The organism is Streptomyces sp. NPDC057002, from assembly GCF_042673825.1.
GTDB lineage: Bacteria > Actinomycetota > Actinomycetes > Streptomycetales > Streptomycetaceae > Streptomyces.
This window is the reverse complement of sequence record NZ_JBHURZ010000007.1, coordinates 228950-254676: the sequence shown is the minus strand read 5'-3', so window position 1 is coordinate 254676 and position 25727 is coordinate 228950. Positions and strand designations below refer to the sequence as shown.

Sequence of the window (25727 nt, the reverse complement as noted above, 5' to 3'; positions counted from 1 at the left end):
CCCGGGTGTGTGCGATGCTGCGGAGGCATGACCACAGGCCAAGGCCCCATCCGTCCCACCGGCGGAGCGCACACCGCCCTGCGCCCCGCCACCGCCGCCCGCATCACCGACGGATTCTGGGCCGCCCGGCGCAGAACCAACGCCGAGGTGAGCATCCCGCAGGGGCCCGCGAAGCTGGAGGAGGCCGGGAACCTGGCCAACCTGAGGGCAGCCGCGGGCGGCGACGGCACGTTCAGCGGCGATTTCCCGTTCCAGGACTCGGACGTCCACAAGTGGCTGGAGGCCGCCTCCTGGCACCTCGCCGAGCACCCCGGGGACAGTCGACTGGTTTCCCATGTCGACGAGTTCACCGAACTCCTCGCCGCCGCCCAGGAACCCGGCGGCTACCTCCAGACGCACTACCAGGTCGCCCACCCCGAGAAGCGCTGGACTGAACTCGGCTGGGGCCACGAGCTGTACTGCGCGGGGCATCTGATCCAGGCCGCCGTCGCCCACCACCGGGCGACCGGCAGGCGCGAACTCCTCACCGTCGCCGTACGGTTCGCCGAACACATCGACGCGACGGTCGACGGCGTCTGCGGCCACCCCGAGATCGAGACCGCCCTCGTCGAGCTGTACCGGGAGACCGGGGAGCGCCGCTGGCTGGAGCTGGCCTCCGCCTTCGTGGACCGGCGCGGTCACGGCCTGCTCGACGCCGACGTCAACCCGCACCTGGGCCCGGCCTACTGGCAGGACCACACCCCGGTACGCGAGGCGACGTCGGTCACCGGCCACGCCGTGCGGCAGCTGTATCTCCTCGCGGGCGTCACGGACCTGGCCTCCGAAGCGGCCGATCCCGAGCTGCGGGCCACGGCCGAGCGGCTGTGGGAGGCCATGGTCGCCTCCAAGACGTATCTCACCGGCGGTGTCGGCTCCCGGCACGAGGGCGAGGCCTTCGGGGAGCCGTACGAGCTGCCCCCGGACCGGGCCTACGCGGAGACGTGCGCGGCGATCGCGTCGATCCAGTGGTCCTGGCGGATGGCGCTGCTGACGGGCGAGGCGAAGTACTCGGACCTCGTGGAGCGGACTCTCTACAACGGTTTCCTGTCCGGTGCGGGCCTGGACGGCGAGAGCTGGCTGTACGTGAACCCGCTCCTCGTGCGCGAGGAGTACGAGGGCGCGAACGAGGCCGACAAGGCGGCCCGGCGCGTGCCCTGGTTCCGCTGCGCCTGCTGCCCGCCCAATGTGATGCGGCTGCTGGCCTCGCTGCCCCACTACATGGCCAGCGGGGACGCCGACGGCCTCCAGCTGCACCAGTACGCGACGGGCGTGTACGAGGCCGGTGGGGGCCGGGTCCGCGTGGAGACGGCCTATCCGTGGCACGGGCGGATCAGCGTGACCGTCGAGGAAGCCCCCGAGGCCGCCGAGTGGACGCTGTCGCTGCGCATCCCCTCCTGGTCGACGGGCCGCACGGCGACCGCACCGGACGGATCGGCACCGGCCGAGGCCTCCCCCGGCTGGCTCCGGCTGCGCCGCCCCTGGGCACCCGGCGACACGTTCACCCTGGACCTGGACCTCGACGCCCGGCTGACCCGCCCGGACCCGCGTGTGGACGCCGTACGGGGCTGTGTGGCGATCGAGCGGGGTCCGCTGGTGTACTGCCTGGAGGGCGTCGACCAGCAGCCCGGTGTCCGCTTCGACGACCTCACGCTGCCGGACGGGGCCCGGCTGGAGGCCCGGGACGAGCCCGGTCTGATGGGCGGTGTGACGCTCCTCAGTGCCGGCGGAGCGCGCCGGAGCGACGGAGCCGCCGTACGGCTGACCGCAGTTCCGTACTGCGTGTGGGCGAACCGTCGGCAGGGACCGATGCGAGTGTGGATTCCTCGGGAGTGACGGCGTCGCTCGCCCAGAGGGCGAGTTCACGGTCCCGGGGGCCGTACGCCGTATAGGCCACGCCGTTCTCGGCATCCGGTGCGCGGTCTCCGAAGACCCGCACCGGACGGGCCTCGTCCCAGCGTTCCCAGCCCGGGTCGCCGTCCGTGGCGAAGCGCACCCACGCGGTGTGCATCGCGGCGGCCAGGTCCTGCGGGGCGCCCTCACCGGCCAGTTTCCGGGACTCGGGGACCTCCCCGGTGTCGAAGACGAAGCCCAGCTCCAGCGCGTGGCAGGCGCCGAGGTCGGGGAGGTTCGAGGGCCAGGCGAATTCGTAGACGTACGAGGGTTCCGTCCGGGCGTCGGCCAGGTGGTGCAGGGGGATGCGCAGGAGGTGGTCGGTGACGAGCTGGCCGACGATGTCCGCCGTGCTCGCCTCGGGGTGCAGGGCGCGGTAGCCGCGCGGGACCTCGCTGCCGCAGTGGCAACGGGCCATGGCACCGGCCAGGGCGACGGCGCCGAGGCGGTCGACGCGTTCCAGGAGGCCGCCGGGGACCAGCCACAGCCGGTACTCGTCCCGGGTCCAGCCCGTCAGCAGCTCGACCCCGGGGGCCGCGCTGCCCTCGGTGAGGGCCTCCAGGGGGTCGCGCGGGACGGTGTCGCCGTCGATGACGATGCCGAAGGCGGGGCCGCCGACCACGGGGCTGCTCAGCTTGCCCGCCTCGGCCTGGGTGCTCAGCAGCAGGTCGCGGTCGACGGCGGCGAAGGCCTCGGCGGTGGCGGGGATCTTCAGCCGGGTGGCCATACGGCGCACCATCCGCCGTACCTTGGCCCGCTCGGACGCCTCGGGCGGCCCGCTCTGCAGGACCGCCCGCCGGACCAGCCCCTGTGTCTGCGGGGCGGCGACGAGGGCCCCGATGCTGATCGCCCCGGCGGACTGGCCGGCGAGGGTGATGCGGCCGGGGTCGCCGCCGAAGGCATCGATGGCCTCGTACACCCAGGTCAGAGCGGCGATCTGGTCGCGCAGGCCGGGGTTCGGGGGCGTGTCGGGGAACAGTCCGTAGCCCTCGACGCCCAGCCGGTAGTTGACCGAGACACAGACGACGCCGTCACGGGCGAAGGCATGGCCGTCGTAGACGGGTACGGCGGAGGAACCCCTGGTCAGGGCGCCGCCGTGCAGCCAGACGAGTACCGGGAGGCGGGCTCCGGGGGCCGGCTCGGGGGTCCAGACGTTGAGGTTGAGGCAGTCGTCGCCGGGCACGACCGGGTCGGACAGATAGTGGGCGAAGGCGCCGGAGTACGGGGGCTTCGGCGGGGTGGGGCCGAAGGCGCCGGCGTCGCGGACGCCGTCCCAGGGCGGGAGGGGGACGGGCGGGCGGAAGCGGCGGGGGCCGAAGGGGGGTGCCGCGTAGGGGATGCCGCGGAAGACCGCGACTCCCCGCTCGTACCTGCCGCGCACGGCCCCGTACGGGCTCCTGACCACGGGATCCGTCTGGCCTGCCGTCATGCGCCCACCAGCCCTTCGCCGAGCTCGTGCACCGGTATCACCAGAGCACCACACCGCTCACGGGTATTCCGGTGCACGAGCCGGTTCGACGGCTATTTGGCGTACATCAGGGTGCCGAACCCGAGCTGGTCGTAGCCGCCGCTGTCGCTGCCGTAGTCACCCCCTCCGCCCTCGGGGGCGACGGAGAAGCACATCTGGGAGATGTACTTGTCGTCGAGGAGCAGGCGCCTGCCGTAGTGGTAGTGGAGCATCGCCCACACGGGGCGGACCTGGCCGCGCGACCCGGCGCCGGGCACGGTCTGTGACTGCGGGGAGCAGTTCTGGCCGCTGCCCCAGTTGTAGGTGGTGAAGGGCACGTCCATGTTCAGGTTGTACTTGGCGACGTACTGGGCGGCCTTCATGAAGCGGCGGCCGTCGTACGAGTAGAGGTCCTCGCCCTGGTTCCAGGCCATCTCGCAGATCGCGCCCATCTGGCCCATGCCCATGACGGTGTGGCCCTGGTCGCGGCCGGACTCCTGCCACTGGCCGAGGTCGTAGCCCTCGACATTGCCGTACAGGAACGGGACGGCGTTCTTGATGGAACCGTTTCCGGCGCCGTTCTTGAAGTAGTCGACGGCCTGGTCGTACTTGGCGCCATCGTTGTTGAGGATGCCGATGGCCAGGACGGAGGCCATGTTGCACAGGTCCCAGTTGGCCCAGTAGTTGGTGATGCAGGCGTCGTTGTGGCCGGTCAGGAACTGGTTGTTGAGCGGGTAGAAGACCTTGGCCATCATCTCCTGGAAGGCGGCGAGGTCGAAGGCGCTGTAGTCCCGCATGAGTTCTGCGGCGTTGGCGAACTGCCAGCCGTAGAGGCCGGCGGCGAGGAACCGGTCGGCGTTTCCGGTGACCGTCGTCAGGGTCGTCGCCCAGGCGTTGAGGATCCGCGCGGCGCACTGGGCGTTGGCCTCGGTGCCGCCGACCTTCCAGCGCAGCGCGTTCTGGTAGGCGGCCGCGATGTCGTTGTAGAGGAGTCCGTAGTTCTGTCCGGTGCCGCCGCGGATGATCGTGGCGGTGGCCCGGGGGCTCCAGGTGGACTGGGAGTGGGAGTTGGCGGTCAGCCTGTTCCAGCCGGACAGCCAGGGGTCGGTGCCCGCGGCGACCCTGACCTTGGCGCGGTTGATGTCGCCGGCGTTGTGGAGCATGCCGGGGTGGGTGAAGGTGCCGGGGGCGGCGTCCGCCGTGGTGGCGCCGGCGCCGAGGGCGAGGGCCGCGGTGAGGCCGCCGGCGGTCTTGAGCAGACCGCGGCGGCTCACCTGGCCGCCCTCGTGGTGCGTGTGGGGGGAAGTGCGGCTCATGTGGGGGCTTCTCCAATCGGTGGAGTGCTACCTGGGGGTGATGCTCACCTCGTCGAACTCGGTGGTGCTGCGGGCCAGGGGGTCGCGGGAGCAGACCACGAGGCCCACGTAGTAGGGGGCGTCACCGAAGCCGGGGAGGTCTCCCTCGGCGAGGGGGGTGAAGGTGGCGCCACCGTCGGTCGAGGCGGATGCGGTGAAGTGCGTCCCGGTGCGCTTCAGCCGCAGCAGACAGGGGGCGGTGACAGCCCCGTTGCCCGTGAAGCTGGACTTTCCGGCGACGGTCGGGCGCAGCATCAGCTGGGCGCTCGTGCCGCCGGTGACGATCGCCCCGGCCGCCTGGTCGAACGGCGACAGGGACTTGGCCATCAGCAGGCCGGCCCGGTCGCCGGTGGCTCCGGCGCGGGAGACCAGGCGGACGGTGACCTCGCAGTCACCGCTGACGGGCCGTCGTACGAACTGGCCCGTCATGCCCTGGTTGTTGACGGTGAGGTCGGTCCCGGCGCCCCGCACCACGAAGGTCCCGTCCTCGTGGGCGGTGGAGCCGGGGGTCCGGACGGCGACCACGCCGAGGGTGCCGTATGCGCGGCCGTCGAGGATGACATCGCCCAGGTCGCCGTAGCTCCAGGGCGCGGGCGGCGGGGTGCCGACCGTCAGGGTGAGGGTGCCGGTGGCGTCTCCGCCGGCATTCCCCGCGCTCGTGACGACGGTGAACTCGCCGCTCCGGGCGGGGGTTCCTGAGATCAGGCCGGTGCGCTTGTCGACGCGCAGGCCGTCGGGGAGTCCCTTCGCGGCGAACCGGACCGGCTCGTGCGAGGCGCGCAGCAGGTGCTGGAAGGGCACACCCTTGTTGGCGAACGCCGCTTCGGATGAGGTGAGTTGAGGTGCGGACGGCGTCGGCATCGTGGCCTTCGCCGGGTCCGAGAGGGGCCCGCGCCCGGAGCTGTTGGTCTTCGCGACGGCGTAGTGGTACGTCGTGCCGGGCTTGCCGGTGGCGTCGGCGTACCGGACGCGGGTGCCGAAGCCGACGGGGCCGATGCCGGTCGCGATCGTCTCGAACGGGCCCTTGGCGGAGGTGTGGCGCAGCACCTTGTAGCGGGCCGAGAGGTCCGGGTCGGTCCAGGCCAGCTCGACCGCGTCGGCGCCGGCGACGGCCCGCAGGTCCCCGGCGGCCCGGGCCGGGCGCGGCACGGACCAGATGTCACCGCCCGTACGCAAGGTGATGCTGACGTTGTCGAAGGCGCCGGTGCCGGTGTCGGCGTAGTCGGCGTCGACGCCGAGGCAGGAGGTGAGGGTGAGACCGACGTGCACGGTCTTCCCCAACTCGACTTCACTGCTCCCGACTTCGGTCCAGTGGATGCCGTCCGGGGAGATGGCGCCGGCGCAGCGGTCGCCCCGGCGGGTCACCCGGACCCAGTACGGCATGCGCAGCCGGTAGCCGTCGCCCGCGCCCTCGACGTACGGGGCCTGGAGCGGGGTGGCCGACTCGGGCAGCTCGCCGAGGGAGGAGATCGGGAAGGCGGCGCCGGTCGTGATCGTCTGTTGCTGGGACGGCGGCACGGGCGTACTGCCGGTGCCCTTGATCCCGGCCCCCGCCTTCGGCCGTACGGACCACACACCGCTCCAGGTGTGCAGCGGCAGGCCCTGGATCAGCATGGCGGCGTGGGCCGCGTCCGCGTCCAGGCCGGCCCGTACGGTGACGCCGATCCTGGAGTACTGGGAGCTGAGCGGCCACACGATCCGCGCGGTGATGGTGCCGTCGCCGCGCAGCGGCAGGTGGGCCAGGCGGTGGGTGTCGGCGGTGCCGGAGGCCTCCAGCACGAACCGCTCACCGTCGAAGACCGCCGAGCCCGGGATCCTGACGTCGCCGATGTCCCGGGTGGACCAGGAGGCGGGCAGGCCGGGAACCGCGGACGCCCAGGCGGAACCGCCGCTCCGGCCCTGGGAGTTGACGGCGACCACCGTGTAGTAGGAGGTGCGCCCCGGGCGGGCCCGGCGGTCGGTGTACGTCGGCTTGCCGACACCGGTGGCGATCTTCTCGAACGGCCCGTCGGCGCTGCTCGCCCGCAGGACGGTGTACGACTCGGCCCACGCCGAGGGCAGCCAGGCCAGGGTGACGGCCCCGTCGTCGCCGACCGCCGTGACACCGGCCGGGGCGGTGGGCGCGGACGGGGCCGGGGCCTTCGTACCGGCGAAGGTGAGGGTGCCCCAGCTGGGCAGGTCGTCGTTGCTGCCCTCGACAACGCGGGCGCCGCCCGTGCCACGGAAGACGGCCGCCTTGGTGTAGGGGGTGTCGAGGCGGCGGACACCGGCGTAATGCGCGTACGCCATCTCGTAGATCGGCGGCAGGGTGCCGCGTCCGACGGCCGAGACCGACGTCTTGACGTACTTGCCGGTGCGGTCGAGGTCGGGGACGAACGGGACGTCGCCGCCGAGGTTGTAGCGGGCGGCGTACTCGACGTTCTTCAGCAGCCGGTTGTCGTCGAAGGCGTACAGGTCGACGCCCTGGTTCCAGGCGACCTGCGCGGCGTCCGCGAGCAGGCCGACGGCAAGTTGCTCGTGGCCCTGGTCACGGCCGGACTCCTGGCCCTGTCCCGCGTCGGTGACGATACGGTGCGGGACGCTGCCGTTGCCCGCGCCGGCGGCGGCGAAGCGCAGAGCGTCCTCGAAGAGGGCCGGCTCCTCGCAGAACACGCCGATGGCCAGGATGGACTGGACGGCGGTGAGGTCCCAGTTTCCGTTGGCGTAGAGCATGTAGCCGGAGATCGCCGGATACCAGACGCGCAGGAACGACTCCTTGCAACGGGCGATGTCCTCCTGCGCCCAGCCGTCGTAGCCGGTGTACTGGAGCAATTCGGCCGCGTTGACGAACTTGAAGGCCTGAAGACCGGCGCCCAGAGGCCCGTCCGCTCCGGTGATGGCGGTGAGGGACGCCGACCAGGCGTTGAGGATGTCCCGGGCCTTGTCGGCGTAGGCGCGCTCGCCCGTGAGGCACCACATCAGCGCGGTCTGGTAGGCGGCGGCCGAGTCGGCGACGGCCTGGTTCTGGAAGTTGGTGGGGCCCCGGCCCCAGGAGGTGATCTGGCCGGTGTTCTGCACGGTGTACGTGGACTTGGAGCGCGCGTGGGCGGAAAAGGCGAGGTAACCGTCGTAGATGGGAGTTTCCTTGGCGGCGACCGCCGCCTTCATCCGGGCCAGGTCGTCGGCACTGTGCAGCAGTCCGGGGTGTGTGAACGCCCGGGGGCGGGCCGTGGCGGCCCGGGCGCTGCCGGGCGCGAGCAGGCCGCTCGCGCCGGACACCAGCAGCAGGGCGGCCGCGCCGCCGAGGAAGCCCCGGCGGCTCGGAGCGATCGGTCTCGGAGGGCTGGTGCTCATGACGCCGCGGCCGCCTCTGCGGTGGTGAGGAACTTCAGGTTCAGCACGTGCTCGTTGGCGTGCATCGGGACGGTGTCGGTGGTGAGGTACCAGGTCGGCTTCTTCATCGAGTCGGCGATGACCGTGCCGTTGACGACGAGGTTCTCGAACGTGACGTCCTTGATGGCGTGCTTGGCGTCGTAGCCGAGCAACAGGCAGGTGGCGAGCGGCTTGCCCGTGTAGGAGAGGTCCTTGACGTAGACGTTCTGGATGCCGCGTCCGACCGAGGTGTTGTACTTCGTGTTGTACATGATCCGCATATGGATGAGCTGGCCCCAGCGGAAGTCCTCGACGCGTACGTTGTCGACCTTCACGTTCTTGATCAGGTTGCTGTCGCCGGGGTTGAGGGCGATACAGCCCTGGTAGCCCATCTGGGGCTCGCGGTGGTCGCAGATGTCGAGGTTCTTGAAGGTGAGGTTCTTCAGTACCTCGGGGTTGTCGGTGTTGCCGTGCGTACCGACGTTGATGGGGTGCGCGACATCCGCCCACAGGGTGGAGTTGCGGACGGTGATGTTGCTCGTGTCGCCGTAGTACTCCCAGCGGTGGGTGTAGATGGCGATGCAGTCGTCGGAGTTGCGCATGAAGACGCCGTCGATGACGACGTTGCTGCTGCAGAAGACGTCGATGCCGTCGCCCCAGCCCTTGGAGCTGAAGGAGCCGAGGCCCTTGATGGTGACGCCGGTGGCCTCGCCGAGCTGGACGGCGTAGCCGTTCGGGTTGAGGACGGTGACGGCGCCGATGGAGATGTTCCGCGAGTTCTCCACGAGGGCACCGCCCGCCGCCGTCCCGGCGAGGACGCCATGACCCGCGATCGAGGCATGCTCCACGTTGCGGAAGACGACGGTCGCCTTGAGGACGGCGCCGCCGTCGAGGTACACGGTCTTGCCGGAGGGGACGTTCAGATATCCGTCGGCGGTGGTGTGGACGCCGGGGCCGTAGTAGAGGACGTTCGGGTCGTCCTGCGCGGGGATCTTCTTCTCGATCGCGCGGGCGAAGAGGTGCAGGACGTCGAAGATGTCGTCGTTGATCTGCACGACGATGTTGCGCGGTTTGTCGAGCGTGAAGCGGATCGTGTCGCCGCCCACTTCGGGCTTGATGCCGTAGGAGTCCGGTCTGACGCGGACCTTGGTGGTGCCGCCCTTGAGGTAGGTGACCTCGACCTCGACGGAGCCCTGGAAGTCGAAGTACGCCAGCGACGAGTTGTAGATCTTGCTCGACCCCGTGGTCGGGTTGATCTCCCCGAGCTGGGGCCGCCAGATGTCCAGCGTCTGCCACTCGCCGTCGGGAGCCGTGCGGACCCGCACCTTGAAGCTGGTGTTGGTCGGCATGGCGGCCGGGCGGGGGTAGGTCACCAGCTTCGGCGCGACGGCCGTGTCGTCCGCCCGGGCGGTCGTGGCCGTGAGGTGGGTGAGCCCGGCGGCGAGGACGGTGGCGCCGGCCGCCTGGAGGGCGCCTCGGCGGGACAGGGACGGGGTCATGGTGAGCTCCTTGGCGGTACGAAGACGGGAGACGGCCGGGGTCACTTCAGGCCGGTGGTGGACATGCCGGCGACGAAGCCGCGCTGGGCGATGAGGAAGATCAGCAGGATCGGCACGACGTACATCACGGAGGCGGCGGCCTGGAGATTGGCGACGGGCGTCCCGGCCGAGGTGACGTAGGTGGACATCACGGCGACGGCCAGCGTGGACCTGTCGGTGGAGAGCAGCAGCTGCGGGGCGATGTAGTCGCCCCAGGACCAGGTGAAGGCGATCACGAAGCTCGCGGACAGCACCGGCCAGGACTGCGGCAGGAAGATCCGCCAGAAGATGGTGCCGTAGCCGCAGCCGTCGACGATCGCGGCCTCCTCCAGCTCGCGGGGCAGTCCGGCGAAGAACTGCCGGAAGAGGAAGACCAGATAGGGAGCGGCGGCCAGTCCCCAGAACACCCACGGCCAGTACGTGTCGACCATGCCGAGCTTCGCGAAGATCAGATACGTCGGCAGCAGGGTGATCATCTGGGGCAGCATCATCGAGCCGATGAGGATGCCGAACAGCGTCTTCTTGCCGGGGGCGTCCAGACGGGCGAAGCCGAAGCCGACCCAGGCCGAGCTGAGCGTGACGAGCGTGGCGTAGATCAGGGCGATGACCAGGGAGTTGCGGGCGTAGCCGAGGAAGTCGATGAGGTTGAAGGCGTCCGCGAAGTTGTGCCACTGGACGTGGGTGGGCAGCCAGTGCACGGGCGAGGCGGCCAGTTCCGCCGGGGTCTTCAGGCCGGACAGGATCAGCCAGCCGAAGGGGCCGATGAACAGCCCGGTGAGGGCGACGAGGACCGTGTAGAGCACAAGGCGGTTGACGCGCACCCGCACCCGGGGCGCGGTGTTCGGGGGCAGGCTGGTGGCGGTCACTTCTTCGCCTCCGGGTCGACGTTGTAGAACACCACGCCGGACGTGAACCTGAAGATGAGTCCGGTCACGATGAGGATCAGAACGAAGAGCACCCACAGCAGTGCGGAGGCGTAGCCGTAGCGGCCGAGCGCGAAGTACTGCGAGAACACATGCATCATGTAGAGGTAGTTGGACTGCGGCAGCGCGGTGACGCCGGCGGTCGTGCCGTCCGGGGAGAGCAGCAGCGGCATGATGGTCTGCACCGAGGCGATCACTCCCGTCACCGTCTGGAAGAGCAGGACCGGCGACAGCAGCGGCACGGTGATGCTGCGGAAGGTCCGCCAGGCGCTCGCCCCGTCGATGCGGGCGGCCTCGTGCAGTTCGCGGGGCACGTCCTGGAGCCCGGCCAGCGAGATGATCATGACGTTTCCGGCGGCCCACAGCACGCTCATCAGCAGCACGTAGCGGGCGTAGGGGTCGGCGAGCCAGCCGAGCGCGTCGAAGCCGAAGAGGGTGATGACGCCGTTGGCTGCACCGGAGTTCTGGTCGAAGAGCGCCTTGAAGGTGAGACCCACGCCGACCGGGGGCACCACGGCCGGCAGATAGAGCAGGGTGCGGAACAGACCGCGCGCCCTGATCGGCCGGTTCACCAGGACGGCGAGCCCCAGCCCGGCGATGATCGACAGCGGCACCGAGGTGAGGGCGAACAGGGCCGTGCGGCCCAGGGAGTTCCAGGTCTGCGGGTCGGAGAACAGCTCGGTGTAGTTGCCGAGGCCGACATAGCTCCAGTGCGGTGAGATGCCGTCGTAGGTGGTGAAGCTCAGCCACAGCGCGTACGCCATCGGTACGACGGTCAGCAGCAGGAAACCGATGATCCAGGGCGAGGTGAACAGGTAGAAAGCGCGATGCCTGCGCGCCGTCATGGAGATCCGGGGCCGCCGGTCCGGTGTCGTGCGGTCGGCGCGCGCGGCCGGGCCGGGCCGCCCCGTGGCGGGTATCTGGTCGACCGTCATCCCACCTGCTCCTTACCGCGCTTCAGCTGCTCGTTCATGACCGAGTTCAGACGGCCGGCCAGGGCGTCGACGGACATGCGGCCGTTCATCGCGGCCGGGGCCTCCTGGTTGAACAGGGCGTAGAGGGAGTCCGCCGTGGCGTAGGGGGTGTAGGCGATCACCGAGAAGTGCTTCAGCTCGGCGTTCTGCACCTTCAGCACCCGTTTCTGGTAGTCCTCCTGGCCGGGCATCAGCGGGCGCAGGGACTTCAGGGTGGGGATGCCCCAGCCGCCGGCGGCACGGGCCTTGGCCGGTCCCTCGCCGAGGAACCATTCGAAGACCCGCCAGGCGGCGTCCTTGTTCTTCGCCTTCTTCGGCATCCACAGGCCGGTCCCCGCCTGACAGGGGCTGACCCGCCGGCCGCCCTCGAACACCGGGGCCGGAGCGAGGCGGGCGTGCGGCGCCAGCTTCTTGTCGGAGTTGATCAGCCCGCCGAGCCAGTAGCCGGAGTTCGACATGGCCATGCGGTTCGCCTGGAAGGTGGGCCCGTCCCAGGCGTTGGGGTCGGGCTGGACGATGCTGGGGCCGACCCTGGCCCTGCCGTACTCGATGTACCAGTTCAGTGCCTTGCGGGCCTCGGGGGTGGTGAAGTCGACGCGGGAGAAGTCGTCGGTGAAGAGGCTGCCTCCGGCCGCCACAGTGAGGCTCGCCAGCAGGTTGGGCGTGAGCACACCGTTGTAGCTGCCGCCGAAGACGGTCGTCTGGCCGCTCTTGCGCCGCGTCAGCCGCTTGGCGTTCTCCAGCCACTCCTCGAAGGTGACCGGCTCCATCTCCGGCGGGTAGTCGACGCCCGCGTCGTCGAAGAGGGCCGTGTTGTACCAGAACATGGAGTCCTGGGAGAAGTCCTTCGCCATGCCGTAGCGGGGGCCCTTGCCCTGGGTGCGTCCGTCGAAGCGCCACAGGTCGTTGACGGGGTCCAGGTCGCCGGCCTTGAGGACGCTGCTCCGGGCGAAGTAGGGGTCCAGGTCCTCCATGACGTCCCGCGCCGCGAAGTAGGGCGCGTCCGTGGCTCCGACACCGCGCACCAGGTCGGGCGGGGCGCCGTTGGTCATCATCCCGATGAGCTTGGTGATGTCGTACCGCACCGTGACGATCTTGACGCCGATGTCCTTCTGGGCCTGTTGGACCAGCTCCGGGGAGAGGTCGTCGGGCTTGGCCATCAGCGTGACGGTCTCGCCGCCGCTGACGCCGCTGGAGACCTGCATCGCGCAGCCGCTCAGGCTCGCCGCGCCGGTCGCGGCACCCGCTGCCGAGAGGGCGAGGAATCGGCGGCGGCTCAGGGAAGCACCAGCACGTGGGTGCATGAACGCACCACCTCCTTGCGGTTCCGGTGACTTGGCAACCGGTTGTTGTGCGTGGGGCAGAGCTTCTTCCGGTCGGCAGGGCGCGTCAAGGCCCTTGACGAATTTTCGAAAAGACTGTGTAACCTCGGCGTCATCAGCTCGAGGGCGGGTCAGACCTGTTTTCGGTCGGCGTGATCAAGCCATCGGAGAGTGCCCCGACCGGCATGACCAGGGACGTCTCCGCGCTCGACTTTGGCAACAACCGGGGAACCGGTTGCCGAGCGGACCGCCCGGGCACCGAGATCTCGACAGCGGCCGCACAGGCTCCGCCCTCCCCCACCGAAACCGCAGTAATCGATTTCCACGGTCAGGCCTCCTGCCGGGCCTCCCGGAGGGATCCCTCTCGACCCGATCCGCCCGGCCACACCCGGCCCGACTCCCCCACCCCACCGACCTCGCCCTCTCCCATCGCGCCACAACCTGCGCTCATCAAGGGCGTTGCGCCGAACCGGCGCCTCCCGCCGTCATCCCCGCCCAGCCGATTGACCGCCGCTTCCCGGCGGATCTACGGTAGAAGACGCTTTCTGAAACCGTTTCCGTTCTGAATCTGTTTCCGCCCTCCCCCCTCTGCTCCAGGAGAGTCATGCCCAGCCCTCAGCTGCCGCGGACCGTCTTCGCGATGGACCCGGTGCACCTCCCGCTGCTCTTCCCTCCGCCGCTGATGGAGCGACTGAGGCGCACGGCCGACATCGACCCCGGGTTGGTGGTGCGGGACTTCGCCGATCCGGCCGCGGCCGGTGCCCTGGCCTCCGCCGAGGTGCTGATCACCGGCTGGGGCTGCCCGCACCTGGACGCCGGTGTCCTCGCGGCGGTCCCGAAACTCGACGCCGTGCTGCACGCGGCCGGCTCCGTCCGCTCCCTGGTCGGTGAGGCCCTGTGGGAACGCGGGGTGACCGTCTCCAGCGCGGTGACGGGCAACGCCCTGCCCGTCGCGGAGTACACGCTCGCGATGATCCTGCTGGTGGGCAAGGACGCCTTCGACCACCGCGAGCACTTCCGCAGCACCCATGCCTACCCGGGCCCCGCCGAGACCGCCGCGACCGGCAACCTCGGGCGCCGCGTCGGGGTCATCGGGGCGTCCCGTGTGGGCCGTCGGCTGCTGGAGCTGCTGCGGCCGTTCGATCTCACCGTCCTGCTGCACGACCCGTATGTGAGCCCGGCCGAGGCCGCCGCGCTCGGTGCCGAGTCGCTGTCGCTGGAGGACCTGCTCAGACGCAGCGACATCGTGAGCCTGCACGCCCCCGACATCCCCGAGACCCACCACATGCTCGACCGCGACCGGCTCGCCCTGATGCGGGACGGGGGCGTGCTCATCAACACCGCCCGGGGTGCGCTGGTCGACCACGAGGCGCTCACCGGTGAGCTGCTCTCGGGCCGGCTCAGCGCGGTCCTCGACGTCACCGACCCGGAGCCGCTGCCCGCCGGCTCGCCGCTGTACCGACTGCCCAACGTGTTCCTCACCCCGCACATCGCGGGCTCCCTGGGCAACGAACTGGAGCGGCTCGGCCACATCGTGGTGGAGGAACTGGAACGCCTGGTGGCGGGCGCGCCGCCGGTCCACGAGGTGCGACGGTCGGATCTGGCACGGGTGGCGTGACGCCGTGGCGGGCGGGCGGTCCGGACTCAGAGCAGGCCGGGCGGGACCGGCCCCCTTCCCCGGCGGTCACGCCATGACGGGTGAGCCTTTCGGCGACGCGGCAGGGAACCCGCGCGCGATCCGGCCGGGCGTCGACGGTGGGGCAACCGGGCGACCAGGAAGGATCTCGGCGTCGGACAAGTCGTCGCCCGAAGCAGCCTCAGTCCGGGGACGGCCCGGTCACTCCCAGGTCCTCACGCATCGCGGTGCGCATCCTGGACAGGTCCTGCCAGCCCTGCCTGATCGCATCCCGCACGCCCTCGATGTCGTCGCCTTCGCGTGTGGTGCCACGGGTCAGGCGGGCCAGGACGCCGTAGACGGAATTCAGGTCGCTGTCGACCCGCTTCACCTCTGTCAGCACGCTGTCCGGCACGATCATCTGGGCCTCGGCGTAGCGGCGACGGTAGTCCACACGGGCCGCCTCGACCGCGGCCAGCGACTCCTGCGGGTCGTACCCGATGCGCAGGACGTGGGAGTGGTCGTTGAGCGTCGCCAGATAGTGGCGGGCGGCCGCGTTGAACTCCGTGTACGCCGCTCTGCGGGTCTCCCGGCCCGACTCCACGAGCCGGGCGGCGACCTCGGCGCGGCGCGTCCCTTCGAGCCGTTCCCACTCCTCGCGGCGGGACACGTCCCCGCGGCGCTGGGTCAGCCACGCCGACCCCAGCGTGCCGCCCACGCCCACAACTGCCACCAGCAGGCCCGCCACAGCCGAGTCCATCGCGCCTCCCCCGTGCCGCCGGCGCTTCCGTACCGCCACTCAGTGTGCCTGCCGGAGGAGCGCCGCCACAGACCGCGTCACGGCCCGGTGACCAGCGCCGTGAGAACGCGACACGAGTCGTCACCGCGCGGCGTGCGATTCCGGCACACGTCATGCCGGGCAGGCGCGTTCAACCGTTGTCCACAGGCCCTCGGGCACTTGAGTAACGATGGGATACGGTTTCCGCACGGCGTCGGCACGACCGCCGCAGTCGGCGCGGCCGGGCCCGCCACAGGCCGGACGGCAACAGGCCGGACCACTACCGTGAAGGAGCCGCAGGGGTGAGTCAGCGCAAGGCGACGAGTGACGCCGGCCGGGCGACCATCCGCGATGTCGCGGAGCGCGCGGGCGTCTCCGTGGCCAGCGTCTCGCGGGTGCTGTCCGGCAACTACCCGGTGTCGGAGGAGCTGCGCCGCCGGGTGATGAAGGTGGTCCGGGACCTGGACTACGTCACCAACGCCCACGCCCGCTCCCTCGCCGGCGGCGGCACACCGACGGTGGCGATCCTCATCAACAACATCACCGGCGCCGCGTTCGCGCACGTCGCGAAGGGCGTCGAGGGCGCCGCCACGCTACGCGGCTGGCTCTCCCTGGTCGGCACGACCGGCGACGACCCGGAGCGCGAACTGGCCCTGGTGAACCTCATGCGGCAGCAGGGCGTGGCCGCCGTGATCCTGCTCGGCGGCGCCTACGACTACGACGAGTACCAGCTGCGCATGGCCCGCTTCGCCCGTTCCCTGGACGCGGCCGGCTCGCACCTGGTCCTGGTGGGCAGGCCCCCGCTGGAGGGCGACGTCCCGGCGACGACCGTCGACTACGACAACGAGGGCGGCGCCCACGCGATGGCCAGCCACCTGCTGTCGGCCGGCCACCGACGTGTCCTCGTTCTGCCGGGCCACGCCGAACTGACCACCGCCCAGGGCAGGTTGAAGGGGGCGCGGCGGGCCTTCGAGGCGTACGGCGTGCCCTTCGACCCGGGCATGGTGCGGCACGGCCCGTACGACTACGAGCACGGCTACGAAGCGGTGGAGGCGGCCCTGCACGACACACCGGACTTCACCGCGGTGCTCGCCGGGACGGACGTGGTCGCCGCGGGCGCCGCGCAGGCCCTGCGCGCGGCGGGTCTGCGGGTACCGGAGGACGTCTCGATCGTCGGCTACGACGACATCCCGCTCGCCTCCCAGCTCACACCCCAACTGACCACCGTGCACGTGCCGTACGAGGAGATGGGCCGGGTCGCGCTGCGCGCGGTGGCCGACCGGCGCGAGGGCGGCGCGGGCCGCCGCAAGAGCGCCGACGGCGACCATCTGGTGCTGGGCACGCATGTCGTGGTCCGCAACTCGGTGCGGCCGCCGGCGACACGCGTCTGACCTTGACCGCCGCGTCGGCCCCTTCGTTACGTAACCGTTTTCCAGAGACTTTACGGCCCTTCACAGAGAGCGTCGACGTGCCCGCCGCGTCGCGGACCGGCACCCCTGCCAGCGCTTTGACCTGTACGTATACCTAGCCCGACGCGAGGGCGCGGCGTACGCCCGGCGGCAACCCGCCGGGCGATCCGCCGTAACAAATTGACGCGCACCTCTTGCTCTGAGCGGATCCGTCCGCCTACCGTCCCAGCAACCGCTTACTACAGCTTCTGCTTGGCCGACCCCCCGCAACCGCGAGCCGACGGTATTCCGGCCGCCGTTCCCGGCCGGCACCACCGAGCCGCCGCCCTCCGCCGTCCTCTCGTTCTGAGAACGTCCTATTCCGAAGGATCACGGTCAGATGAACTTCACCAGCCCCCGGAGAAGGTTCGCCTCCGCCGCCGTCGCGGGCATCGCGCTGACAGGTCTGCTCTCCGCCTGCGGCGGATCCGGCTCGGGCGACGACGCCGGGTCGAAGTCCGGTCCGGTCACCCTCCCCTTCTGGGGCTGGGCCAACGGCCAGGAGGCGGTCGTCAAGGCGTTCAACACCTCGCACAAGGACATCCGGCTGAAGTACACGAAGGTCACCGACCAGCTGACCATGCAGAAGCAGCTGACCAACGCGGTGAAGGCCGGCAACGCCCCCTGCCTGGTGCAGAACACCGCCGAGTACGTGACCAGCTGGGTGTCGCAGGACGCGCTCGCCGACATCACGCAGTATGTCGAGGGCGAGAAGGACAAGTTCAACACCGGCGCCTGGGCCAGCGCGCAGGTGCAGGGCAAGCTCTACGGCGTTCCCACCAGCTCGGCACCGCAGTTCACGATCTACCGCACCGACATCTTCCAGAAGTACGGCCTGAAGCCCCCGGCCACCTGGGACGACTTCGTCGCCGCGGGCAAGGTGCTGAAGAAGCACGGCATCAAGATCACCAACTATGCCGGCGAGGACCCGAGCACGCTGGAGGTGCTCGCGATGCAGGCCGGGGCGCACTGGTACGCGATCGACGGCAACGCCTGGAAGGTGGACTTCCAGGACGAGGGCACCCTCAAGGCCGCGAAGGTGATCCAGGAGATCATCGACAACGACCTGAACGCCAAGCTGTCCTTCGCCGACTACGCGGCCGTGCAGCGCAGTTACGACACCGGCGCCACCGCGACCCGGCAGATCTCCACCTGGCAGATGGCCGGCATGGTGCAGAACTTCACCAAGTCCTTCGGCGACTGGGCCCTCGCGCCCTGGCCGACATACAAGGGCGAGGCGGCCAAGACGCCGGCCGGCACGAACCTGACCGGCAGCGTGACCCTGGTGACCAAGCAGTGCGAGAACCAGGAGCAGGCGGCGAAGGCGGCGCTGTGGATGTCGACGAACCAGGACGCGGTCAAGACGATGGCGAGCCCGGAGACCGGCAACGGCGTGATGCCGGCCCTCGAGGACAGCGGTTCCTACGTCGGTGAGTCGATCTCGCAGAAGCTGCTCGGAAAGAACTACGAGCCGGCGCAGAAGGTCGTGACGGACAGCCTGGGCACGGTCACCACCGACTGGACCTACGGCCCGAACTGGACCGCGATGTTCACCGAGCTCCAGGCGGGCTGGGCCAAGGTCGTCAACAAGCAGGAGAAGGTCACCGACCTGCTCGCGCACATGCAGGAGTGGACGGTCAAGGACCTGAAGTCCCGCGGTATCAGCGTCAAGGGCTAGGGCATTCGATGATTCGCTCCCTGCGCTGGAAGGGTGCCGCGTTCACGGTGCCCTTCCTGCTCGGCTTCGTCTTCCTCTATCTGCTCCCGATCGGCTACGCCGTCTACGAGTCGCTGTTCACGGAGAGGCAGTCCGGGCTCGGCCTCGGCGGCGCGACGACGGAGTTCGCCGGACTCGACAACTACACGCAGGGCCTGACCGACTCGGCGTTCATGAACTCCATCCTGCGGGTGGTGCTCTTCGCCTGTGTCCAGATCCCGTTCATGCTGCTCGTCAGCCTCCTGCTGGCGCTGTTCCTGGACGCGCTCACCTCCAGGGCGGCGAGCCGGTTCCGGATCCTGCTGCTGGTGCCGTACATGATCCCCGGCGTGGTCGCGGCGATCGTGTGGGTCAACCTCTACAGCCCGGACGTCGGTCCGCTCACCCCGATCGGCAAGGCCCTCGGCCTCGACTGGAACTTCTTCGCGCCGTCGATGGTGTGGCCGTCCATCGGCAACCTGCTGACCTGGCACGGCATCGGCTACAACATGGTGATCATCTACTCGGCGCTGCAGGGCGTGCCGCGCGAGCTGTTCGAGGCGGCCCGGCTGGACGGTGCCTCCGAGCTGCGGATCGCGCGCAGCATCAAGATCCCGTTCGTGCGCGGGGCGCTAATCCTGACGGGACTGCTGTCGATCATCCAGATGCTGCAGATCTTCAACGAGCCGGCGCTGTTCCGGAACATCACTCCGCAGACGGTCAGCGACAGCTTCACCCCGATCATGATCATCTACAACCAGGCGTTCAACGCGGGCGACTACCACTACGCGGCCGCCCTGTCCGTGCTCCTCGCCCTGATCCTGGGCGTGGCCTCCTTCCTCTTCTACCGGCTCACCTCGAAGGAGGCCGACTGATGGTGCTGACCGAGCAGACCGCCACCGAGCGGCCCGAAGTCCGGGGCGTGCGGCGCCTGTCCCGTCCGGATCCGGCCTCGCGCGGGCGGGGCGGTCAGCGCTTCCTCCTCGTCGGGCTGGTCCTGGCGAGCGTGTACGGCCTGTTCCCGGTGTGGTGGCTGATCGTCGCCGCGACCAAGGACCGCACGGCGCTGTACCAGAGCAACGGCCTGTGGTTCTCGGGCTGGCATCTGTGGGACAACCTGCACCAGGTGTTCACGTACCAGGACGGCATCTTCCTGCGGTGGACGGCCAACTCGTTGCTCTACGCCGGTGTCGGCTCGCTCGGAGGCACGCTGATCGCGCTCGCAACCGGTTACGGACTGGCCCGCTTCGACTTCCCGGGCCGCAACGCGATCTTCGCGTGTGTCGTGGGCTCGTTCCTGATCCCGATCGCGCTGCTCACGCTCCCGCTGTATCTGCTGTTCTCGGCGATCGGCATGGTGGACACCCCGTGGGCGATGCTGATCCCCTGCCTGATCAACCCGTTCAGCGTGTATCTGGCCAAGGTGTACACCGAGGCCACGATCCCCTACGAGCTGCTGGAGGCGGCCCGGATCGACGGCGCCGGCGAGTTGCGGATCTTCTTCAGCATCGTGCTGCGGATGATGACGACGGGCGGGGCGACGGTGTTCCTGCTGGCCTTCGTGAACACCTGGAACGCCTTCTTCCTGCCGCTGACCGTGCTGCGCGGCAAGGAGAACTGGACGCTCAACCTCGGCCTCTACAACTGGACCGGGACGCGTCTTGAGTCCGGCATCGACCTGACCGGTCTGGTGCTGACCGGCGCACTGCTGTCCATCGTGCCGATGGCGATCATGATGGTCGCGATGCGCCGCTACTGGCGAACGGGCGTGACGCTCGGCGCTCTCAAGTGATCCCGTCCGTCCTTCCTCCCTGACTCCTGGGGGCCGCGGGTGACCTGACTCCCCGCGGCCCCCGGGTGCCCGACCTCCCGGAGTTCCGCGTGACTGTCCTGCACAACCCCGTCCTCCGCGGCTTCGCGCCCGATCCTTCCCTGGTCCGGGTCGGCGGCTGGTACTACGTGGCGACCAGCTCCTTCGAGTGGTTCCCGACGATCCCGGTCCACCGCTCCCGCGACCTGGCCCACTGGGAGTACGCGGGGCACGTCGAGGGGGCGGCACCCGGAGGCTCGCTGGCGGGGGTGCCCGACTCGGGCGGCATCTGGGCTCCGTCGCTGAGCTGGGACGGGGAGCGGTTCTGGGTGACGTACACCGTCGTACGGTCGGTCGGCACGCCGTACTTCGATCTCGACACGTACGTCTCGACGGCCACCGAAGTCGGCGGCGAGTGGAGCGCACCGCGCCGGGTCGCGAGCCATGGTTTCGATCCGGCCCTGTTCCACGAGGACGGCCGGCTGTGGCTGCTGAACCTGCAGAACGACCACCGGCCGGGAGGGCGGCGGTTCGCGGGGATCGTCGTCACCGAGCTGGACCGGGGCACGCTGCGCCCCGTCGGCGAGACCCGTCTGCTGCTCCAGCACGACCGGTTGATCGAGGGGCCGAAGCTGCTGCGGCGCGACGGCTGGTACTACCTGGTGCTCGCGGAGGGCGGCACGGGCTGGGAGCACGGGGTGCGGGTGGCCCGCGGCCGGGAGCTGACCGGGCCGTACGTACTCGACGACCGGCCGCTGCTGACGACACGGGACGACGAGAGCGTGCCGTTGCAGAAGGCCGGGCACGGCGAGCTGGTCGAGACGCCGGACGGGCAGTGGCTGCTCAGCCATCTGACGGCCCGTCCGCTGGACACTCCGCGGGGCCGTCGCTGCACGCTCGGCCGGGAGACCGCGATCCAGGCGGTGACCTGGGACGCGGAAGGCTGGCCCCGGCTGCGGCAGGGCGGTTGGCACCCGGCGGTCGACGTCGAGGCGCCGACCCGGCCGCAACCAGTCTCCGACCGGCCGCAGCCACTCTCCGACCGGCCGCACCCGCTGCCGGCCCACCCGGTGCCGATGCCTCCCACCGCCCGGCCCGATGACTTGTCCTGGCCCTGGAGCACCCTGCGCGAAGCGCCGGACCCGTCCTGGGCCGACACGACGGCACGCCCGGGCCGGATCCGGCTGCGCGGCCGGCACGGGCCGGAGTCCCGCTGGGCGACCAGCCTGCTGGCGCAGCGCGTCACCGAGCACCGCGCGGAGGCCGAAGTCACCGTCGAGGCACGGCCGGTGACCTTCACCCAGGCCGCGGGGCTGGTGCTCTGGTACAGCGCCGAGGCGTATCTCAGCCTGGACCTGACCTGGGCGGAGCCGGAGGGGGAGCCGCAGCGCGGGCAGCAATGGGGCGAGGGGGGTCGGAGGGTGCTGAGCCTCGTGGAGCGCGACGAGGACGGCGTGCGGCAGGTCGCCGTCGTGGAGTTGCCGGACGACGCGCCGGTGACGCTGGGAGTGACGGTCGAGGGTGCCGACGCCCGTTTCTGGTTCGTACGGGACGGAGTGCGCACGGCGGTCGGACCGGCCCTGGACTTCAGCCGGCTGTCCGACGACCACGGCTCCCGGCTGCGCTTCACCGGGGCGATGGCGGGCATCCACGCCCGGGACCTCGTCGACGCGGCGTTCACGGCGGACTTCACGGGGTTCCGGCTGACCTGCGTATCCGGCTGAGGGCGTCGGCGCGTTCGGGGTTTCGACAAGCGATGCTCGATCCTGCTCGGAACTGCTTCCTATCGAGCACGTATTGACATGTAACTGTCGAAGCCCGCAGAGTCATGCCCCGACAGGCCCGACAGTGCCCCGGCAGTGATGCATCGACCCCATCGAGGAGTGTTGCCGTCATGTCCGAAACACCCGCTGTCTCACGCCGACTGCTCCTGGGCGGAGCCGTCGCCACCGGTGCGCTCGCGGCCGGGATGACCACCGCGGCCCCGGACGCGGCCGCCGCGACCGGGCAGGCGCCACGCCGCCGCCCCGGACAGAAGTCGATGATCGGCGTGCCGTTCGAGGCCCACAGAACCGTCCGCGTCGGGGTCATCGGACTCGGCAACCGTGGCGGAGGCATGGTCGAGGGCTGGGCGGCCGTGCCCGGCTGCACCGTGACCGCCGTCTGCGACATCCGGGCCGACCGGGCGCGCCGCGCCGCCGACCGGCTGGTGAGCAAGGGCGAGCCCCGCCCCGCCGAATACGGCGGATCAGCCGACGCCTACGCCCGGATGCTCCGGCGCGACGACATCGACCTGGTGTACGTCGCCACGCCCTGGGAGTTCCACTACGAGCACGGCAGAGCCGCCCTGCTGAGCGGCAGGCACGCCGTGGTGGAACTCCCCGTGGCGACCGAACTGCGCCAGCTGTGGGACCTGGTCGACACCTCCGAGCGCACCCGCAGACACCTGCTCCTCGCCGAGAACTGCAGCTACGGCCGCAACGAACTGGCCATGCTGAGAATGGCGCACGCCGGCGTGTTCGGAGACATCACCAACGGCCATGGCGGCTACCTCCACGACCTGCGTGAACTCCTGTTCTCCGACACGTACTACACCGACTCCTGGCGGCGCCTGTGGCACACCCGCAGCACCGCGTCCCTCTACCCCATGCACGGACTGGCCCCGATCGCGGCGGCCATGGACATCAACCGCGGCGACCGGATGACCACCCTCGCCGCCACCGCGACCGCCCCGAAGGGACTGGCCGACTACCGCGAACGCTACGTCCCCCGCGACCACCCGTCCTGGAAGGAGACGTACATCAACGGCGACCTGGTCACCTGCATCGTCGAGACCGACAAGGGCAGGATCATCCGGGCCGAGCACGAGGTGAGTTCACCCCGGCCGTACAGCAGGATCAACAGCCTCGCCGGGAGCCGCGGGATCGTCGAGGACTACACCGGGCCCACTCCGACCGGCGCGCGCGTCTATCTCGAACCGGACCACGGCGGCCACACCTGGCGCGACTTCGCCGACTACCGCAAGGAGTACGACCACTGGCTGTGGCGCAAGGTCGGTGACGACGCCGCGAACAACGGCGGTCACGGCGGGATGGACTACGTCCTGCAGTGGCGCACCGTCCAGCTGATGCGCGCGGGGCTGGTGCCCGACATCGACGTGTACGACTCGGCCGCCTGGTGCTCGGCGGTCCCGCTGAGCGCCGCGTCCCTGGCGAGGAACGGCCGTCCGGTCGAGATCCCGGACTTCACCCGTGGCGCCTGGGCCGGCAAGAGGCCCGGCCTCGACTCCAGCCCCACGGACATGCCGCCCGTCCGCTGACGCGAGCTCAGCCCGCCCCGCCGTCGAGCAGCCAGTTGTAGCGCAGCCGCAGCGCCCGCTCGGTGCTGGCCGCCACAGTGACGAGCCCGACCACGGCGTTGGCCCCTGCCGGCAGATCAATGGGCGAGATGAAGGTCCCGACGTACCGGGCGAGGCCCTGCGGGTCCCGGGTGAGCTGTTCGGCGAGCTGAAGGATCAGGAGAGACAGGCCGATGAGCAGCACGATCAGCGAGAGGAAACCGATACAGCGGCTCACCGCGGGGTGCGATCGGTCGAGGCGGGCGCGGCGCCCCTCGGCCGAGGCGGGGTCCGGGACGAGCCGGAACTCGGCCCCCTCGGCGGTGACGTAGTGGCAGCGCTTGAGCCCGAAGTTGCTCGCCCTCACTTCGACGGTGCCGCCGTGGACGGGGAAGACGGCGGGGACTCTGGACTCGGCGTGATGCCTGCCGTCGAGGTACAGGTGGGCCTTGACGTAGCCGTCCTTCTGATTCTGATGCCTGACGTCGACGGCGTAGTCCAGCTGCCGGCCCTCGTCGCTCAACAGCCGGAGATGGAACAGTGCGCGGGTAAGCATCTGCCACCAGCGGAAACGCTTCAACGGTCGTCCGTCCCCGGGCTTGACCCGCTGGACAGCCCGGCGATGCCGCCATTCCTTGAACATGCTTCCGCTCCCGCTACTTGCTCGACTTGCTCGGCTCCGCCGCGCAGGCGAGGTCCTTGGACGGGCGCTGCCCGGTGGTCAGGAACGTGGTCACCGCGTCCTTCGCGCAGGTGTTGCGGCCGAACGGATAGACACCGTGCCCGCCCTGGTCGGCCGTCACCATCGTGGCCCGCTTCCCGAGCGCTTTCCGCAGCTCCCGGGCGCCGGCAAGCGGGGTCCCGGGGTCGCGCTCGTTCTGCACCATGAGCACGTTCGACGGACCCCGGTCACCGATGCGCACCGGCGGCTCGACCCGCTCGTCCGGCCAGAACGCGCACGGCCCGATGCCGGCCGTGGACCCGCCCAGCATCGGATGCTTCACCCGGTCGGCCGCGACGTTGCGCTGATACTCCCGGACCGTCCCCGGCCAGCGCGTGTCACCGCATATCACGTAGAAACGCGCGGCCATGAGGTTCTCCATGTTCGGCAACGGCGGAATGTCCGGCACCGGCCGGTCCGTGTCGACCGCCTGCCAGAACTCGGCCAGCTCGGTCATGAACCCGTCGGCGTAGAGACGGTCGAACGTGAACCCGCGGAACTCGGTGCCGCCGATGCCCTGGACCGGCTTCTCCTCCAGCCGCTCGGCGAGTTCGAAGTACTTCGCGGTCACCTGCTCCGGTGTGGTGCCCAGGCCGTACTCGGGGTGCGCGGCCGCGAACTTCGCGAAGTCCGGGAAGCGGTCCTCCATTCCACGGGCGAACATCCGCATGGCGGTGTAGTCGTAACCGCCGGGACCAAAGTTGCTGTCGAGCACGATCCGGTCGCTGCGCTTCGGGAACATCGTCGTGTACACCGCGCCCAGGGAGGTGCCGTAGGAGGCACCGAGGTACGACAGCTTCGGCTCGCCCAGCGCCGCCCGGATCCGGTCCATGTCGCGCGCGGTGTTCGCGGTGGTGGTGTGCGGCAGCATCCATGCCGTCCGCGAGGCGGCGCACTGCTCGGCGATGGTCCGCGCCTTCGGCGCCTCCCGCGCGACATCGGCCGCGGTGTGCGCGTACGCCGGGAAGTTGCCGTCGTACTGCTGCTCCCGCGTCAGATCGCAGGTCACCGGAGTGCTGCGGCCGACGCCACGCGGGTCGAAGCCGATCACGTCGTAGGAGTCCAGCACCTTCTTCGGCAGCCCTGAGGCGGCGAGAACAGCCGGGTAGTTGAGCCCCGAACCGCCGGGACCGCCTGGATTGGTCAGCAGCACGCCGCGGCGTTTGGAGGGTTCCTCGCTCGCCAGCCGGGAGATCGCGATCTCGATCTGCCGGCCGTCCGGTTTCCGGTAGTCCAGCGGGACTTCGAGCGTCGAGCACTCAAGAGGGGGCGCGGCGACGTCCTTCGGGCACGGGCCCCACCGCACGGGGTCCGGCGTCGCCGCCACCGAAACTCCCGGAAGCGCGGACGCCGCCACCACGCCGGCGGCGGCGAGGGCGAGGGATAAGGCTCGGTGCATGTGAAGTCCTCCTGAGGGGCGCACACCTGGACGGAAGTCCAGTCTTCTTCCGGTGCGACCCCGTCGGCAGTGAGACTTGTCATC

The 25727-nt window shown here is 70.3% G+C and carries 18 protein-coding genes; 8 read left to right on the top strand and 10 right to left on the bottom strand.

Annotation, left to right across the window (positions count from 1 at the left end):
* Positions 1–27: 27 nt before the first annotated feature.
* Positions 28–1872, top strand: coding sequence for a glycoside hydrolase family 127 protein (locus ACFT32_RS32210; protein WP_382496322.1), 1845 nt, complete (start codon positions 28–30; stop codon positions 1870–1872).
* Here the strand turns inward: ACFT32_RS32210 and ACFT32_RS32205 are convergent.
* From ACFT32_RS32205 to ACFT32_RS32175, 7 genes are all read right to left on the bottom strand, one after another.
* Positions 1754–3358, bottom strand: coding sequence for a carboxylesterase/lipase family protein (locus ACFT32_RS32205; protein WP_382496320.1), 1605 nt, complete (start codon positions 3356–3358; stop codon positions 1754–1756). The genes ACFT32_RS32210 and ACFT32_RS32205 overlap by 119 nt on opposite strands.
* 92 nt (positions 3359–3450) lie before the next feature.
* Positions 3451–4692 (bottom strand): alginate lyase family protein, encoded by a 1242-nt coding sequence (locus ACFT32_RS32200; protein WP_382496318.1) that lies wholly within the window; start codon positions 4690–4692, stop codon positions 3451–3453.
* 27 nt (positions 4693–4719) lie between these two features.
* On the bottom strand, positions 4720–8064 hold the full coding sequence (locus tag ACFT32_RS32195) for an alginate lyase family protein (protein ID WP_382496316.1): 3345 nt from the start codon (positions 8062–8064) through the stop codon (positions 4720–4722).
* Positions 8061–9581, bottom strand: coding sequence for a glycosyl hydrolase family 28 protein (locus ACFT32_RS32190; protein ID WP_382496314.1), 1521 nt, complete (start codon positions 9579–9581; stop codon positions 8061–8063). The genes ACFT32_RS32195 and ACFT32_RS32190 overlap by 4 nt, the downstream gene beginning before the upstream one ends.
* 41 nt (positions 9582–9622) lie before the next feature.
* The gene (locus ACFT32_RS32185) at positions 9623–10486 is read right to left on the bottom strand and encodes a carbohydrate ABC transporter permease (RefSeq protein ID WP_382496312.1); all 864 of its coding nucleotides are present in this window, start codon (positions 10484–10486) and stop codon (positions 9623–9625) included.
* Positions 10483–11478 carry a carbohydrate ABC transporter permease gene (locus tag ACFT32_RS32180; RefSeq protein WP_382496311.1) on the bottom strand — a complete coding sequence of 332 codons (996 nt, stop codon included), beginning with the start codon at positions 11476–11478 and terminating at the stop codon, positions 10483–10485. Before ACFT32_RS32180 ends, ACFT32_RS32185 begins: the two co-directional genes overlap by 4 nt.
* The gene (locus ACFT32_RS32175; protein WP_382496309.1) at positions 11475–12821 is read right to left on the bottom strand and encodes an extracellular solute-binding protein; all 1347 of its coding nucleotides are present in this window, start codon (positions 12819–12821) and stop codon (positions 11475–11477) included. The genes ACFT32_RS32180 and ACFT32_RS32175 overlap by 4 nt, the downstream gene beginning before the upstream one ends.
* 622 nt (positions 12822–13443) lie before the next feature.
* Between ACFT32_RS32175 and ACFT32_RS32170 the strand changes: the two genes are divergently transcribed.
* A complete protein-coding gene (locus tag ACFT32_RS32170) occupies positions 13444–14457 on the top strand; it encodes a hydroxyacid dehydrogenase (protein ID WP_382496307.1) in 1014 nt (337 codons plus the stop codon).
* Positions 14458–14656: 199 nt separating this feature from the next.
* On the opposite strand, the gene ACFT32_RS32165 is transcribed toward ACFT32_RS32170, so the two are convergent.
* Positions 14657–15214: a hypothetical protein gene (locus ACFT32_RS32165; protein ID WP_382496305.1), complete on the bottom strand. Its 558-nt coding sequence runs from the start codon at positions 15212–15214 to the stop codon at positions 14657–14659.
* Between the two features lie 320 nt (positions 15215–15534).
* Between ACFT32_RS32165 and ACFT32_RS32160 the strand changes: the two genes are divergently transcribed.
* The 6 genes from ACFT32_RS32160 to ACFT32_RS32135 all read left to right on the top strand — a co-directional run bounded on the left by ACFT32_RS32160 (position 15535) and on the right by ACFT32_RS32135 (position 23505).
* Entirely contained in the window at positions 15535–16623 is a 1089-nt protein-coding gene (locus tag ACFT32_RS32160) for a LacI family DNA-binding transcriptional regulator (protein WP_382496303.1), read from the top strand.
* 397 nt (positions 16624–17020) lie between these two features.
* Entirely contained in the window at positions 17021–18358 is a 1338-nt protein-coding gene (locus tag ACFT32_RS32155) for an ABC transporter substrate-binding protein (protein WP_382496302.1), read from the top strand.
* A gap of 8 nt (positions 18359–18366) precedes the next feature.
* Positions 18367–19251 carry a carbohydrate ABC transporter permease gene (locus ACFT32_RS32150; RefSeq protein WP_382496300.1) on the top strand — a complete coding sequence of 295 codons (885 nt, stop codon included), beginning with the start codon at positions 18367–18369 and terminating at the stop codon, positions 19249–19251.
* Positions 19251–20168, top strand: a complete 918-nt coding sequence (locus ACFT32_RS32145) for a carbohydrate ABC transporter permease (protein ID WP_382496298.1) — start codon at positions 19251–19253, stop codon at positions 20166–20168. The genes ACFT32_RS32150 and ACFT32_RS32145 overlap by 1 nt, the downstream gene beginning before the upstream one ends.
* A gap of 89 nt (positions 20169–20257) precedes the next feature.
* A complete protein-coding gene (locus tag ACFT32_RS32140; protein WP_382496297.1) occupies positions 20258–21910 on the top strand; it encodes a family 43 glycosylhydrolase in 1653 nt (550 codons plus the stop codon).
* 170 nt (positions 21911–22080) lie between these two features.
* Positions 22081–23505, top strand: coding sequence for a Gfo/Idh/MocA family protein (locus tag ACFT32_RS32135; RefSeq protein ID WP_382496296.1), 1425 nt, complete (start codon positions 22081–22083; stop codon positions 23503–23505).
* Between the two features lie 7 nt (positions 23506–23512).
* Here ACFT32_RS32135 and ACFT32_RS32130 read toward each other — a convergent pair whose 3' ends face one another.
* Both ACFT32_RS32130 and ACFT32_RS32125 read right to left on the bottom strand, forming a co-directional pair.
* Positions 23513–24166, bottom strand: coding sequence for a hypothetical protein (locus ACFT32_RS32130; RefSeq protein WP_382496294.1), 654 nt, complete (start codon positions 24164–24166; stop codon positions 23513–23515).
* A gap of 13 nt (positions 24167–24179) precedes the next feature.
* Entirely contained in the window at positions 24180–25643 is a 1464-nt protein-coding gene (locus ACFT32_RS32125; protein WP_382496292.1) for an alpha/beta hydrolase, read from the bottom strand.
* Positions 25644–25727: the final 84 nt, after the last annotated feature.